A 14,866-nucleotide genomic window follows, 5' to 3' on the forward strand; every position below is an offset into this window, starting at 1 on the left:
AATGTGAGCATAACGACTATGTGGAAGTGGCTACATTCCCTGGCAAAACCTGAGACGCTGTATCATCTCTGCGGTAAATTTATTCCTTGGTTGGCTATTGCGGGTACGCTGTTCCTGCTTGGCGGATGGATATGGGGATTTGGTTTTGCCCCTTCTGATTATCAGCAAGGGGACAGTTTTCGGATTATTTACATCCATGTTCCGGCTGCCATATGGTCTATGGGAATTTATGGTTCGATGGCCATCGCTGCGTTTATTGGCCTGATATGGCAAATGAAATCCGCTGATATGGTGGCATCGGCTATGGCGCCAGTGGGGGCCGTGTTTACTTTTATCGCATTAGCAACCGGGTCCGCATGGGGTAAGCCGATGTGGGGGACTTGGTGGGTGTGGGATGCGCGTTTAACCTCTGAGCTGGTGCTACTGTTTTTATATCTTGGGGCCATTGCTTTATATAATGCTTTTGAAGATCGTCGTCTTGCAGGACGTGCCGCAGGGATTTTGGTATTGGTCGGTGTTGTGAATTTACCGATTATCCATTTCTCTGTAGAGTGGTGGAATACGCTGCATCAGGGCTCGACTAATATGCAGCAGACCGTTGATCCAAGCATGCGAACGCCATTGAGATTGTCTATTTTTGGTTATTTGTTCTTTTTTATCACCCTAACCCTGATGCGGTTACGTAATTTGATTCTTATCCACGACCGCCAGAAACCTTGGGTTGAGTCACTGGTCAGTAAGGGAGAGCGTTAATGACACCGGCATTTTCTTCATGGCAGGATTTTTTTGCGATGGGCGGTTATGGCTTTTTCGTCTGGCTGGCCGTAGCGGCAACCTTGATTCCTTTATTGGCACTGGTTTGGCATACCCGCTGGCAGCGTAAGCAATTACTCACCGAAATCCAGCGTCGTAAATCTCGGGAAGCGCGGATCGAGAAGGCAAAGAATAAGCAGGGGACTACCTTATGAATCCACGTCGCAAGAACCGATTGTTTTTAGCCGTTGCCGTTTTGATCGGTATGGCGCTAACTATTTCGCTGGTGCTGTATGCGCTTCGTTCGAATATTGATCTGTTTTATACGCCGGGCGAGATTATTTATGGCAAGGGTGAAGCTAAAATTAAACCTGAGCCGGGGCAACGACTGCGGATTGGCGGTATGGTGATGCCGGGTTCGGTAAAACGCGATCCAGATACGCTCAAGGTCAGTTTCAAAGTTTATGATGCCCGCGCCGCTATTGATGTCCACTACGAAGGTATTTTACCTGACTTGTTTCGCGAAGAGCAAAGCGTAGTGGCTCAGGGGGTATTTGAAGAGGGTAATGTGATTGATGCTAAAGAAGTTCTGGCCAAGCATGATGAAAATTATATGCCACCAGAAGTGGAAGAGGCGATGAAAGAGAATCATCAGCGTCCGGCAGAAAGTTATAAAACCCAGCCATCTGAATCTCAGGGGAATGGCAAATGATTCCTGAAATTGGTAATTTCGCACTGGCGCTGGCTGCTGCGTTGGCATTGCTATTAAGTATTTATCCGCTTATTGGCGCCTATCAACAGAACTCCCGCATGATGGCGGTGGCTCGGCCATTAACCTATGGTTTATTAGCCACAACGCTCTTGGCATTTGGCTGTTTAATGTATGCCTTTATCATCAATGATTTTAGCGTGATATATGTTGCAACCAACTCCAATAGCCAATTACCGGTGTATTTCCGGATGGCGGCAGTATGGGGAGCCCATGAAGGTTCTTTACTACTGTGGATTGTTTTACTTTCACTGTGGACTGGGGCTGTCGCGGTATTTAGCCGCAAAATGCCGTTGGATGCAGTCGCGCGGGTTTTATCCGTGTTGGGGATGATCAACGTTGGCTTTCTGCTGTTTGTGATTCTGACCTCTAACCCATTTACTCGCGCTTTACCGATGTTCCCGATAGATGGGCGTGACCTTAATCCACTGTTGCAGGATGTTGGCCTGATTTTCCATCCGCCGTTACTGTATATGGGATACGTTGGATTTTCTGTCGCTTTTGCCTTTGCCATCTCATCCTTGATGGTTGGTCGTCTTGATACGGCTTGGGCTCGTTGGTCTCGTCCATGGACCACTGCCGCATGGATCTTTTTAACCCTGGGTATTGCTCTGGGTTCATTCTGGGCTTATTACGAGCTGGGATGGGGAGGATGGTGGTTCTGGGATCCGGTGGAGAATGCTTCCCTGATGCCGTGGATTACTGGGACGGCATTAATGCACTCTCTGGCAGCAACGGAAAAACGTGGCTCCTTCAAAGCATGGACGGTGTTACTGGCGATTATTTCATTTTCTCTTTGTTTGCTGGGTACCTTCTTGGTGCGTTCCGGCATTCTGGTTTCGGTTCACTCGTTTGCTTCCGATCCCGCGCGCGGCATGTTTATTCTGGCGTTTCTGGTGGTGGTTATTGGCGGTTCTTTATTGCTGTATGCGATTAACGGTAGCCGGGTCAGTAAAACCAAAGCGCGCCATGAGTTTTTCTCCCGGGAATCATTTTTACTGGGTAACAACATTCTGCTGATGGCAGCGATGTTGGTGGTGCTATTAGGAACATTATTGCCGCTGGTGCACAAGCAGCTCGGTCTTGGTTCTATTTCAGTCGGTGCACCTTTCTTTGACACGATGTTTATCTGGTTAATGGTGCCGTTCTCCCTATTGTTAGGCGTCGCCCCTCTGGTGCGCTGGCGTCGTGATGAGCCATCGAAACTGCTGAAGCGTTTAATTGCCGCGGTGGTTATCACCTTGATTGCTGCTTTTGCTTTACCATGGTTACTACAAGATCGGATCATGATGATGACGGTCTTGGGGCTGATGATGGCTATTTGGGTGGTGGTTCTGACGTTGATGGAGCTACATGAACGAGCAACTCATCGTTATGGCTTCTTTAAAGGACTGACTCATCTTTCCCGCAGCCATTGGGGGATGGTGATTGCTCACCTTGGTGTGGCGGTGACGGTATTTGGTATCGCTTTTAGCCAAAACTATAGCGTGGAAAGAGATGTTCGCATGAAGGATGGCGATAGCATCATGATTCATGATTACACCTTTACTTTCCGTGATGTACGTGAAATTACCGGGCCTAACTATACCGGTGGTGCCGGAGAAATTGCCATTACGCGTAACGGCAAGCCCGAAGCGACGTTACACGCTGAGAAACGCTATTATAAAGTGGCTGGCAGCATGATGACCGAAGCGGCTATTGACGGCGGCTTCAGCCGGGATCTCTATGCGGCACTGGGCGAGCAGTTAAGTGACGGCGCTTGGGCGGTCAGGATTTACTATAAACCGTTTGTGCGTTGGATATGGTTCGGTGGCCTGTTTATGGCCTTTGGTGGACTGCTTTGCATCTTGGATCCACGCTATCGTATTAAAAAACAGTCTACCAGCGAGGCAACAGTATGAATCGGAAACTACTGTTTATTCCATTAATCGTTTTTTTGGTGATGGTTACCGCCTTTATGGTGCAACTACAGCGTAATGCAGACGGTGACGATCCGACTACGCTTGAGTCGGCTTTGATTGGTAAACCGGTTCCTCAGTTTAAGCTGGAGTCATTGGATGTTCCGGGCAAGGTTTACGATCGCGCCGCATTAAACGATGGTAAACCCGTGTTGTTAAACGTTTGGGCGACCTGGTGTCCAACTTGTTATGCCGAACATAAATTTTTAAACAAACTTGCTGCACAAGGGATTCGTGTAGTGGGAATGAATTATAAAGACGATCGCAATAAGGCCATTAAATGGCTCAATGAACTGGGTAATCCCTATGCCCTAAGTCTGTATGACAACAACGGTATGTTAGGGCTCGATCTTGGCGTATATGGAGCACCCGAAACCTTTCTTATCGATGGGGATGGCATTGTTCGCTATCGGCACGCCGGCGACCTCAACGACCGGATATGGGAAGAAGAGATTAAACCCCTTTGGATTAAGTATCAGGGGAGCGGATCATAATGCTTAAGCGAATTTCGTTCATTCTGTTTGGCATGGCGCTGACTTTTATCGCTCATGCCACCATCGATACCTATGATTTTAAATCAGTAGAAGAAGAGCAACAGTTTCGTGAGCTAACCGGGCAACTACGTTGTCCGAAGTGTCAAAATAATAGCATTGCCGACTCCAATGCTCCCATTGCTACTGATATGCGAGAGAAGGTTTATCAGTTGATGGAACAAGGGAAGTCTCGGCAGGAAATTATTAATTACATGGTTGATCGTTATGGCAACTTTGTGACTTATGAGCCTCCGTTAACGCCAGCGACGATTATCCTTTGGCTGATACCGGCTCTTTGTGTCGTTTTTGGTGCCGTAGCAATTGTGATGCTTTCCCGTCGTCATAAACGAGCGGTATCTGACGCCACGCCGGATGCGTTATCTGCTGAAGAACAGAAACGCTTGCAGCAACTATTAAGCGATGAACATAGCGCGAAAGGCAGGAAATCATCATGATTGCATTCTGGCTAACAATTATTGTGTTACTGGTTATTGGTGCTGCATTATTGATAGTACCCACCATGTGTAAAGCTAATCCTGATACGGATACCAACCGTGATGCGATCAATAAGGCTTATTATCAACAACGTTTAACCGAGTTGACCGAAGATGAAGCTCAGGGAGTGATCGCCGAGCGGGAAACGATGGTAGCGGAACTTCAGCATAATCTGTTGGAGGATATCCCGGTTGATGAGTCGGTGGCTAAGCAGACTTCATTTAATCGCATGCTGCTGTTGCCTGGTGTTTTGTTAATGTTGGTTGTTTCTTTGGGCCTGTATTTGCATACCGGTGGTTTAGGGCAGGTCATGCAATGGCAGCAGGTGATGAAAGAGATGCCGGATTTACGCCACCGTGCCGATACAGGGCAGCTCTCTACGCCAGAAGATATTGCTCGTTTTGCTTTGGGACTGCGTACCGATTTGCTTTCAGAACCCGCTAACGTACGTGACTGGACAATGCTGGGATTAGCCGGTTTAAAACTAGGTAACGGTGAAATGGCTTTACAGGCTTATGAGAAAGCTTATCAGCTAGCGCCAAACGATGCCTATATTCAAATTATTTATGCCAAGCTGCTTACTCGTTCTAACGATCCTAACGACATTCAACAAGCCAGCGCTATTTTGAAAGATATAGTGAAAACCAATCCAAACAACGTCGATGCGCTATCGGCTTTAGCAATGAATGCTTTTGGGCGGGGAGATTTTAATCAAGCTATTGCGGCTTGGGAGAAAGTGTTGACATTATTGCCTGCGGATGCGAACGGTATCGATGTGATTAAAAGCAGTTTAGCCTACGCTAAAGCACAACTCACCGCCAACGGTTCTCGGTTATCTGTGAAGCTATCATTAGCGACGGAAATGGCCGCTCAGTTGCCTGCTGAGGGAAGTGTTTTGATTGCGGTAACCGATGGTGAGTCTCCGGTACCAGTGGCGGTTAAACAGTTGCCATTAGGCCAGTTCCCGCTAGAATTATCGTTAGATGACAGTAATGCCATGATGCCATCACGTTTGCTTTCGAGCCTGAAAAAAGTAAAAATAAAAGCAACAATTACCAGTAATGATCGGGCTGATAACCGACATATAATGGGTGAAAGTGATATTCAGCCGTTTAGCGGTAAAGAAACCGTAAATGTGACTATCGGGCATATTAAGCAGTGAGTAAAGCTGTAAGGCCTACATAAAAGGGAGAGTAGAATGAAATGCCGTCTTATTAGTCTTGCGCTTGCTGGAGTAATGCTTACTGGCTGTGCCAATAGCGGTCAGTTAAATGAAGATGGAACCCGTCCTGATCCAATGGAAGGGTTTAACCGTAGTATGTTTAACTTTAACTACCACTATATGGATCCGTATGTGGTACGGCCTATTGCCGTGGTGTGGCGTGATTATATGCCGCAACCGGCTCGTAACGGCTTGGGCAATTTTACCAGTAATCTGGGTGAACCAGCCAGCATGGTGAATAATTTCCTACAGGGCAATATTTATGATGGTATGCGCCACTTTAACCGCTTTTTCCTGAACACGTTATTAGGGATGGGTGGCTTTATTGATGTGGCGGGTATGTCTAACGATAAGCTGAAGAAGGATTACAACAAAGAGTTTGGTCAAGTACTGGGCTATTATGATGTACCTTATGGCCCTTATGCCGTGTTGCCGGGCTATGGCTCTGCGACGGTGCGTGATGAAGGTGGTGGCTATGTGGACTATGTTTATCCGGTATTAAGCTGGATTACCTTCTGGGGTTCCGTTGGTATGTGGGCCGTTGAAGGGATTGAAACCCGTGCTCAATTCCTCGATCAGGATCAGATGCTGGCTAATTCACCGGATCCATATGTCTTTATGCGTGAGGCTTACTTCCAACGCCATGACTTCCTGGCAAATGATGGTCAGATTGAAGCCGAGAAGAATCCTAATGCGGATGCCTTGAAAGATCAGTTGGATGATATCGATTAATTGCTTTATTCGATGATAAACAAAAAGCCCTGTCACAGTGTGACAGGGCTTTTTTACTATGCATATTCTCCATGGTAAATACATGGAGGGCATCGCGCTAAATTAGAAGGTATAGTTCAGGTTAAGACCATATAACCAAGCTTTGCCTTTCGAATGGAAAGTATAAACCGGGCTGTTTGGCGAGTTGTTTAACTTCTCTTCAACCTTCACTTCTTTGCCGTTCATATAGGAAATACCTACGTCTACTGAAGCATCTTTAGTGAAGTTATAGGTGGCACCGGTACTTAACCATACACGGTCTTGGTCAGGAATAGAAATAGAACGGTTCTTGGCAGGTACGGCGCTATCATCAAAGGCAATACCGGCACGCCATGTCCAGTTCTCATTATGGTAATAAGTGGTACCTAATGCGATACGGTAAGCATCACGGAACCCTTCGTGTTTGTAGAACAGAGTATTGCCGTCAGAGTCGGTTCCTTTCAGCTGTTCAAACTCACTCCAACTGGTGTAGGCCAGGGTATAGTGCATAGCCCATTTAGGCGCCACTTTATGGTAACCGGACAGCTCCCAAATCTCTGGCAGGTTTAGCGTCAGGTCACCGCTCATAGTAGAACCATTGGTTCCCCATGGATAGCCGGTAACAGACTGCATGCCGTTAATATTGGATGGTAAATTACTGCTGTAGTCGCCGGTAAAATCGATATCAACTTTAGAGCGATAGCTCAGACCAATACGGTTATCTTTATCGATTTCATATAATAATCCGGTATTCCAACCGTAGCCCCATTCGTCACCTTTCAAGTGAGCGACTTCAGTATTGCTTGGCATACCGTTTTGGTTTTCACCGGCATAGCGGCTTATTTTCGCTTTTGCATAAACAGCATTGAAGCCTGCGCCGAAGCTAAGGTATTCATTAATACGGTAAGCAGCACTGAAGTTAAAGTTACCGGTTGTCAGCTCGGTCTTACCGGCCAGTGGTCCGGCAACATATTCATCGCTGAATTCTGTCGATAAACCATAGTTAGTGGTCAATGAGGTACCTACCGCCCAGCGATCGTTAATAGGGTAGATGAAGTGCAGATTAGGTACCCACTCGTTTGGCGTGATGTCACTGGAGGACATATCACTACCGGAAGGGGATGTACCGGTAATTTTTACCGTAGGCTGAACATAGATTGCCCCGCCGGAGAAAGTTGGACGATCAAACATCATCATTGATGCAGGGTTACGATTGCCTGAAGATGCGTTATCAGCGATAACACCTTCACCGGAGAACGCGCGACCCAGACCTGAAGCTGAGGATTCCTGAAGTTGGAAACCAGAGGCGTAGAGGTTGGATGATAATGCTGCGACAACGATAGCCAGTGCCGACTTTCTTAAAATGTTTTTACGGGACATACAAGATCTCAAAAGTTCAAAAATCATTACGGATTGTAATAATTAAGGAGGGCATTGTATGGAGGAAGGCGTTATCGACAGATTAGACCAGTTCAACGATCTTGAGATATTTTGTTAGCATTTCTATCTAATGTTCCGACAAAAAGTAAATGTTTTTTCACGCGCATGCGTATTTTGTTAGTGGAATAAAAAGTGAAATGGATAAAAAAAATTAAATATCAATCGATTAATTTGGCGAGTGTGGCGATTTAAAAAACTGACCTTGCGTCAGATCATGACAATTTAACAAAGTTCATGCGTAACTTGGGCTGGAAGAGTAGTATAAGCGAGATTATTAAATTTTGAGCTAGATCTCATAAACAGACGTTAATAGAGTGGTTATTTGTCCGCTTTATTCCAGAGGAGATAAACAATATGTCTGATTCATTGAAGTGTAATGCACAAGAAACAGCGGCCTGCTGTTGTGTTGATGTTGGTACCGTAATGGATAACACGGATTGCACCGCGTCTTATCAGAACGTGTTTGTTAACCGTGATGAAGCAGAACAAATGCTGAAGATGTTGACAGAGAAAGCGCGCGCTGTTGAATCTGAACCTTGCCTGATTGAAAGTCGCCTGGAAGACGTGACTGGTGGCGTGCAATTGACTACAGATTTCACGTTCTCATGTCAGGCTGAAACCATGATTTTCCAGCTGGGTCTACGCTAATACTGTTTGGTTGATAAGAGATTCGGGTGAGGCATTTAACGTCACTGCTTTGGCGTTAACGGTTAAGTGAACGGAGTCAAATATGCAAATCTTTATTATGCGCCATGGTGAAGCCAGCTATCATGCTGACAGCGATCCACAGCGTCCCTTAACGGATAAGGGACGTCAGCAAACCGCTGAAATGGCTCTTTGGTTGCGAAAAAAGATTGCAGAAATTGATTGGGTTCTGGTTAGCCCTTATGTCAGAGCACAGCAAACGCTGGATGTTTTCAAAGCAGAGTTTCCGATACCTGAACCGACAACGATTGAGACATTTTCTGCTTTGATACCGGGCGGTGATGCCATGTTGATTGCGGACTACCTGATGACCTTAGCTCAGGATGGTGTTAGTTCTGTATTGCTGGTTTCTCACTTGCCTTTGGTGGGGTACTTGGTTTCGGAATTGTGCAGTGGTGTTTATCCTCCGATGTTTAATCCTTCGGCAGTGGCCTGTATTACCGTGGAGCCACAAACGGGTAGAGGCACTCTAGACTGGCAGCAAGCGCCAGACGCACTAGCTTGATCGTTTAGGTTTTATTGACCGAATTAAAAAAGAGACGCTAATGGCGTCTCTTTTTCTGTTTATATGGCTAGCCTCAATCGGTGGGCCACAACGTCTTTCAGCAACTCAACCAATTGCGGATCCATATATTGGTAATCATCAGCAATATCCAATACATGAATCGTTTTATGTTCCAACAGCCGGTGATATTCAGCGACCAGACGATTTTTATGTTTTTGCTCCATCACGCAAATGGCATCAGCCCACTGTAGCAGTGCGGGTGTTACCGGTTTACGGGCATTACGGCTGGTGCCAGCGGATTTGACCGATAAATCGGGATGGTAACGCCAAACCTGTTCTGCGGTTGGACTACGCCATTGATTACGACTACAGATAAACAAAACATTCACGCTGAGGTCACCTCTTCCATGGCTTTTAATGTCAATTGGGCATTGCTAACCCTTGGGTACGCCATGCCTAACTGCGCCGCTCTGACTATTTTATCTGAGCGGGTATACATCATTTTCCAGTTTTTCTCTCTGGGGAAATCATTCCTGATGGAACTACTACCCCGATGCTTATTACGTTTATTTTGTGCCAGCCGCCAGGCTCGAGTGCGGATATTATCCATTATATTGCCTCATAAGATTAATCGTGGTTCAGCAGCCGCGATAATACAGAGAGGTCTAAATGGCAGTATTTATGCCAGCACTAATCATACATCATTTTGCTTAAATCAAAATAGAGTGAGTAACTATTGAATTTGGCTCAGTTATGATTGAGCGGGGTTTACCTTGCTGGAAAACCTCGGTGGAAGATAGCGGATGAAATAATTCATTATGACAGCAGAGATAAGTCCAGCTGCTGCGCAAACTAAACTCAGCTCGGAAGCATCGTTATTTCCTAATATTAATAAAGCGAGGGGAAAGAGCAGTGAGGTCATCATACCAATTAATGCTATGTAAATAATGTGAGCATATTGTTTGGGTAAACAAGCGATGATGATGCCAGTAAGCAAGGCAGCGGGTGCACCCCAGACATAAACAATCAACAAGACTAAGGGGAATTCGCTAAGTATATCCCTCAGAAAATGATGTGGGTAATTAAGGATGATATACATCAATGGGATGGCTGCAATCAGTCCAATAAGCGGCCCTATAAGGGTAAACCAAAAGGCATGATGGCAGATTCGCTGTATTTTATTCATAAACTGTCGTTTCCTGCAGGGGGATAACAAAATGTTTTAATGCAGATTAACGACAGTATGTGAAAAAGGCGTGAAGTTTAAATATCGATTCTATCTTCCAACTCAATTAGAACCAAAATGGCCGCATCGCCACCAAACTCTTTTGATGCTTGATGAAAGGCCAATACGTCAGGATGTTGGGCTAACCACAGCGGTGTCTGTTTCTTCAATATATGTTTACCGTGGCCGTGCATAACGCAGGCACAGTGAACGTGTTCACGCCGACAGGCGGCAATAAGCGCACCGAGCTCCTGTTTTGCCTGCTGTTGAGTTAATCCATGCAGGTCGAGAAATAGCTCCGGCGAATAATCACCACGTCGAAGTTTTTTGACCTCATAAGCGCTGGCTCCGGGGCGAACATAGCGCATTGGGCCTTCTTCACTGAGTAGCGGCTGGAACTCATCAGAAAAATAAAAACTGGCATCGATCTGATCTTGCAACAGACGTTCCGGCGAAATCTTCTTGTTTTTAGGTTTGGTTGAGTGAACCGCTTTATCCTGTTGGATCGGTTTAGTGCCGCGTACAGACTCTCTGAACAGGGCAAATTCTTCATCGGATAAGGCAAATTTCTTTTTCTTCACGGGATAATAATCGAGTAAAAATAATATGAGATAGGGGTAGTGTAACCTTATCGTTAATTCTGTTCATGCAGTTATCGCCATTGTTGATAAAATTGAATAGAACAATATCCGCGGATAGAAGCTGATTTGTTATGTACTTCATGGCAAACTAAGGGGTTATTTCCAGATTAGAATCCCGGTCGGAGGGTCAATTGGACAAGATTTTTGTGGATGAAGTTGTCAGTGATATGCATACCATTCAGGATATGCTGCGCTGGTCGGTGAGTCGTTTTAATGCGGCGAATATTTATTATGGTCATGGAACAGATAATCCGTGGGATGAGGCGGTACAATTAATATTGCCTACGCTATTCCTGCCGTTAGATATTCCACCGGAAATGTACCTTTCTCGTTTAACCGTTAGTGAGCGTCATCGCATCGTTGAGCGGGTTATTCGTCGGGTTAATGAGCGTTTGCCGGTGGCTTACCTGACGAATAAAGCTTGGTTTGCTGGTCACGAGTTTTTTGTTGATGAGCGGGTTTTAGTACCGCGTTCACCGATTGGTGAATTAATCAACAATCGCTTTGAATCACTGATCCCCCACGAACCGCAGTCTATTTTAGATATGTGTACCGGCAGCGGATGTATTGCTATCGCCTGTGCTTATGCTTTCCCCGAGGCTGAAGTGGATGCGGTTGATATTTCCGTTGATGCGCTGGCCGTGGCGGAACAGAATATTGAGGCTCATCGCCTGGAGCATCAGGTGACGCCAATCCGTTCTGATCTGTTCAGGGATATGCCACCGATGAAGTACGATCTGATTGTCTCTAATCCACCTTATGTGGATGCCGAGGATATGTCAGATTTACCGAAAGAGTTTCGTTTTGAACCTGAGTTAGGTCTGGCGGCCGGCACGGATGGCTTGAAGTTGGTGCGCCGTATTCTGGCTCGTGCCCCTGACTTCCTGAATCAAGATGGTGTCTTGATCTGTGAAGTCGGTAATAGCATGGTGCATTTAATGGAAGAGTACCCGGATATTCCATTTACCTGGCTGGAGTTTGAATACGGCGGTGATGGTATCTTTATGCTGACGCGTGAACAATTGCTTGCTTGCAGCGAGCACTTCCGTATTTACCGCGACTAATAAACAGCACAACATTACCGGGCTATTGAACGCTCTAATAATAATTAACGGCTAAAGGAGCTGTGATGGCAGGGAACAGTATTGGACAACTATTTCGCGTAACAACGTTTGGTGAATCTCATGGTGTTGCGTTGGGCTGTATTGTAGACGGTGTGCCACCGGGAATTCCTTTAACCGAGGCGGATCTTCAGCACGATCTCGATCGTCGTCGCCCGGGAACGTCACGTTACACCACTCAGCGCCGCGAGCCTGACAGTGTACGTATTCTGTCAGGCGTTTTTGAAGGGGTAACCACCGGCACCAGTATTGGTTTGTTGATTGAGAATACCGACCAGCGTTCGCAGGACTATGGCGACATTAAAGATACGTTTCGCCCAGGCCATGCAGACTATACCTACCAACAGAAATATGGCCTGCGTGATTATCGGGGCGGTGGGCGTTCTTCTGCTCGGGAAACCGCGATGCGGGTAGCGGCAGGAGCTATCGCTAAGAAATATTTACAGCAACAGTTCGGTATTCAGGTTCGTGGTTATCTATCACAGATGGGAGATATCAGCTGCGAGTTAAAAGATTGGCAACAGGTAGAACAAAACCCTTTCTTTTGCCCGGATCCATCACGGATTGACGCATTGGATGAGTTAATGCGTGAACTGAAAAAGGCCGGCGATTCCGTTGGGGCTAAAGTTACCGTGGTTGCTGATGGAGTTCCGGTTGGTTTAGGTGAGCCGGTATTTGATCGCTTAGATGCCGAACTGGCCCATGCTCTGATGAGTATTAATGCCGTTAAAGGTGTGGAAATTGGTGATGGTTTTGCGGTAGTGAATAAACGCGGTAGTGAAAATCGCGATGAAATCACTCCTCAGGGATTTATCAGTAATCATGCCGGTGGCATTCTTGGTGGAATCAGCAGCGGACAACCAATAATCGCTAATATTGCACTGAAACCGACCTCCAGCATTACCATTCCAGGGCGCACGATCAATAAGCAGGGCGAAGCGGTAGAGATGATTACTCGCGGGCGTCACGATCCTTGCGTGGGGATTCGTGCGGTACCAATCGCAGAAGCCATGATGGCAATCGTGTTAATGGATCATTTAATGCGTCATCGTGCTCAGTGCTATGACGTGAAATCAGATGTGCCAAGTTGGTAATCAGGATATTGACGATGAAACAGATATTTTTCGCCGCGATGGCACTGTTTTTTTCTACTTCTACGCTAGCAGCAACGCCGTGGCAGCAAGTTAAACAGCCGGTTGAGGGTACACCTCAATCGATCGGTGGGTTTTCCAATGGTTGTATTATTGGGGCTCAGCCACTTTCACTGCAAGGTCAGGGGTATCTGGTGATGCGCAGTCAGCAACTGCGTTATTTTGGTCACCCTGATTTGCTGGCATTTATTCATCGTTTGACCAATAAAACCCAATCCTATGGTTTGGGCAATGTACTGATCGGCGATATGGGCATGCCGGCTGGTGGGCGTTTTGCCACCGGACATGCCAGCCATCAGAGTGGTCTGGATGTGGATATTTGGTTGCAGTTACCGCGTGAACGTTGGAGTGCGACCCAATTGAAAAATCCAAAGGCGATTGATTTGGTTGCCGGTAATGGTAAACAAGTGGTGGAAAGCTTATGGCAACCGCAAGTTGGCGAATTGATTAAGTTGGCGGCCAGCGATAATGACGTAACACGTATCTTTGTTCATCCGGCGATTAAGCAGAAATTGTGTCAAACCGCAGGTAGCGATCGCACATGGTTACGTAAGGTTCGTCCATGGTTTGGGCATCGCGCTCATATGCACGTGAGGTTACGTTGTCCGGCAGATAGTCTGGAGTGCGAAGAGCAGGCCGCTATTCCTGCTGGTGATGGATGTGGTGCCGAACTGGCCAGCTGGCTGGAAGCACCGGCTAAATTACCAAATGCCAAGCCGAAACCGCCGCAAATTCCTGAACCGCCTGCATCATGTAAGGCTCTGTTGGTGAATAACTTTAAGGTAGAGTAAAAAATGGAGTGGTTTTCCCTCAGCGTTGAGATTTATATCATATTATTTTTCGTTGCAATGCTGGCCGGATTTATCGACTCTATTGCCGGCGGCGGGGGACTCATTACCTTACCCGCACTGCTATCTGTGGGGCTTCCCCCGGCTCAGGCATTGGCCACCAATAAATTACAGTCAATTGGTGGCTCATTTTCAGCCAGTCTCTATTTTATTCGCCGCAAAGCAGTGGATTTAAAAGAACAGCGCTGGGCTATTTTACTGACGTTTATTGGCGCCATGATCGGCGCAATCCTCATTCAGCGCATTAATGCTGATGTTTTACGTTCTATATTGCCGCTGCTGGTGATTGCTATTGGTCTCTATTTTTTACTGAGTCCGAAAGTGGGTGAAGCGGAGCGGCAGAAGCGTTTAAGCGCTTTGCCCTTTGCTTTTATTGCTGGTTTTGGCATCGGTTTTTATGATGGTTTATTTGGACCCGGTACCGGTTCTTTTTTTGCTCTGGCCTACGTTACCCTGCAAGGTTTTAACCTGACTAAATCTACCGCTCACGCTAAAGTACTCAACTTCACCTCAAATCTGGCTTCACTGCTGTTTTTTATTCTGGGTGGCAAAGTGGTATGGGCCATTGGTTTAGCCATGTTAGGTGGACAGGTTATCGGTGCCCGACTCGGTGCTCGTATGGTACTTTCTCGCGGACAGAAGCTGATTCGGCCAATGTTAATCGTGGTGTCATTCGTCATGAGCTGTAAATTAATTTATGATAGCCACGGCGCTGAAATATCCCAGTGGATTACGCGTTTTTTCTAATTT

19 protein-coding genes are annotated in these 14,866 nt (G+C 46.5%); 14 read left to right on the forward strand and 5 right to left on the reverse strand.

Annotated elements, in window-relative coordinates:
* Positions 1-18 precede the first annotated feature (18 nt).
* From BMZ28_RS03450 to mlaA, 8 genes are read left to right on the forward strand one after another with little or no spacing between them, the layout of a single operon-like run.
* Positions 19-753: a heme ABC transporter permease gene (locus BMZ28_RS03450; protein WP_074820723.1), complete on the forward strand. Its 735-nt coding sequence runs from the start codon at positions 19-21 to the stop codon at positions 751-753.
* Positions 753-968: a heme exporter protein CcmD gene (gene ccmD / locus BMZ28_RS03455; protein ID WP_047780401.1), complete on the forward strand. Its 216-nt coding sequence runs from the start codon at positions 753-755 to the stop codon at positions 966-968. Before BMZ28_RS03450 ends, ccmD begins: the two co-directional genes overlap by 1 nt.
* Positions 965-1,465: a cytochrome c maturation protein CcmE gene (gene ccmE, locus BMZ28_RS03460; RefSeq protein WP_047780402.1), complete on the forward strand. Its 501-nt coding sequence runs from the start codon at positions 965-967 to the stop codon at positions 1,463-1,465. The genes ccmD and ccmE overlap by 4 nt, the downstream gene beginning before the upstream one ends.
* Positions 1,462-3,423 (forward strand): heme lyase CcmF/NrfE family subunit, encoded by a 1,962-nt coding sequence (locus BMZ28_RS03465; RefSeq protein WP_047780403.1) that lies wholly within the window; start codon positions 1,462-1,464, stop codon positions 3,421-3,423. Before ccmE ends, BMZ28_RS03465 begins: the two co-directional genes overlap by 4 nt.
* Positions 3,420-3,974, forward strand: a complete 555-nt coding sequence (locus tag BMZ28_RS03470) for a DsbE family thiol:disulfide interchange protein (RefSeq protein WP_047780404.1) — start codon at positions 3,420-3,422, stop codon at positions 3,972-3,974. Before BMZ28_RS03465 ends, BMZ28_RS03470 begins: the two co-directional genes overlap by 4 nt.
* A complete protein-coding gene (locus tag BMZ28_RS03475) occupies positions 3,974-4,468 on the forward strand; it encodes a cytochrome c-type biogenesis protein (RefSeq protein ID WP_074820725.1) in 495 nt (164 codons plus the stop codon). The genes BMZ28_RS03470 and BMZ28_RS03475 overlap by 1 nt, the downstream gene beginning before the upstream one ends.
* A complete protein-coding gene (ccmI, locus tag BMZ28_RS03480; protein ID WP_074821480.1) occupies positions 4,468-5,670 on the forward strand; it encodes a c-type cytochrome biogenesis protein CcmI in 1,203 nt (400 codons plus the stop codon). The genes BMZ28_RS03475 and ccmI overlap by 1 nt, the downstream gene beginning before the upstream one ends.
* Before the next feature lie 36 nt (positions 5,671-5,706).
* Positions 5,707-6,462 carry a phospholipid-binding lipoprotein MlaA gene (gene mlaA, locus BMZ28_RS03485; RefSeq protein ID WP_074820727.1) on the forward strand — a complete coding sequence of 252 codons (756 nt, stop codon included), beginning with the start codon at positions 5,707-5,709 and terminating at the stop codon, positions 6,460-6,462.
* A 102-nt stretch (positions 6,463-6,564) separates the two neighbouring features.
* Here the strand turns inward: mlaA and fadL are convergent, their stop codons facing one another.
* Entirely contained in the window at positions 6,565-7,860 is a 1,296-nt protein-coding gene (fadL, locus tag BMZ28_RS03490; protein WP_074820728.1) for a long-chain fatty acid transporter FadL, read from the reverse strand.
* Positions 7,861-8,274: 414 nt separating this feature from the next.
* On the opposite strand from fadL, the gene BMZ28_RS03495 reads away from it, so the two are divergent.
* Entirely contained in the window at positions 8,275-8,568 is a 294-nt protein-coding gene (locus tag BMZ28_RS03495) for a YfcZ/YiiS family protein (protein ID WP_074820730.1), read from the forward strand.
* Between the two features lie 82 nt (positions 8,569-8,650).
* Positions 8,651-9,130, forward strand: a complete 480-nt coding sequence (sixA, locus tag BMZ28_RS03500) for a phosphohistidine phosphatase SixA (RefSeq protein ID WP_074820733.1) — start codon at positions 8,651-8,653, stop codon at positions 9,128-9,130.
* 59 nt (positions 9,131-9,189) lie between these two features.
* On the opposite strand, the gene BMZ28_RS03505 is transcribed toward sixA, so the two are convergent.
* From BMZ28_RS03505 to smrB, 4 genes are all read right to left on the reverse strand, one after another.
* Positions 9,190-9,519 carry a low molecular weight protein tyrosine phosphatase family protein gene (locus BMZ28_RS03505; protein WP_047780410.1) on the reverse strand — a complete coding sequence of 110 codons (330 nt, stop codon included), beginning with the start codon at positions 9,517-9,519 and terminating at the stop codon, positions 9,190-9,192.
* Entirely contained in the window at positions 9,516-9,740 is a 225-nt protein-coding gene (locus BMZ28_RS03510) for a hypothetical protein (RefSeq protein ID WP_047780411.1), read from the reverse strand. Before BMZ28_RS03510 ends, BMZ28_RS03505 begins: the two co-directional genes overlap by 4 nt.
* 141 nt (positions 9,741-9,881) lie before the next feature.
* Entirely contained in the window at positions 9,882-10,316 is a 435-nt protein-coding gene (gene cbrB / locus BMZ28_RS03515) for an inner membrane protein CbrB (RefSeq protein ID WP_074820735.1), read from the reverse strand.
* A 77-nt stretch (positions 10,317-10,393) separates the two neighbouring features.
* Positions 10,394-10,936: an endonuclease SmrB gene (smrB, locus tag BMZ28_RS03520; RefSeq protein WP_071845444.1), complete on the reverse strand. Its 543-nt coding sequence runs from the start codon at positions 10,934-10,936 to the stop codon at positions 10,394-10,396.
* Positions 10,937-11,127: 191 nt separating this feature from the next.
* Between smrB and prmB the strand changes: the two genes are divergently transcribed.
* The 4 genes from prmB to BMZ28_RS03540 all read left to right on the forward strand — a co-directional run bounded on the left by prmB (position 11,128) and on the right by BMZ28_RS03540 (position 14,863).
* Positions 11,128-12,060 carry a 50S ribosomal protein L3 N(5)-glutamine methyltransferase gene (gene prmB, locus BMZ28_RS03525; protein WP_047780413.1) on the forward strand — a complete coding sequence of 311 codons (933 nt, stop codon included), beginning with the start codon at positions 11,128-11,130 and terminating at the stop codon, positions 12,058-12,060.
* A 65-nt stretch (positions 12,061-12,125) separates the two neighbouring features.
* On the forward strand, positions 12,126-13,211 hold the full coding sequence (gene aroC / locus BMZ28_RS03530; RefSeq protein WP_074820737.1) for a chorismate synthase: 1,086 nt from the start codon (positions 12,126-12,128) through the stop codon (positions 13,209-13,211).
* A gap of 14 nt (positions 13,212-13,225) precedes the next feature.
* Positions 13,226-14,059, forward strand: a complete 834-nt coding sequence (gene mepA / locus BMZ28_RS03535) for a penicillin-insensitive murein endopeptidase (RefSeq protein ID WP_047780415.1) — start codon at positions 13,226-13,228, stop codon at positions 14,057-14,059.
* Between the two features lie 3 nt (positions 14,060-14,062).
* Positions 14,063-14,863, forward strand: coding sequence for a sulfite exporter TauE/SafE family protein (locus tag BMZ28_RS03540; RefSeq protein ID WP_047780416.1), 801 nt, complete (start codon positions 14,063-14,065; stop codon positions 14,861-14,863).
* Positions 14,864-14,866: the final 3 nt, after the last annotated feature.

Origin of the sequence: Pragia fontium DSM 5563 = ATCC 49100, assembly GCF_900112475.1 — a bacterium.
Lineage (GTDB): Bacteria > Pseudomonadota > Gammaproteobacteria > Enterobacterales > Enterobacteriaceae > Pragia > Pragia fontium.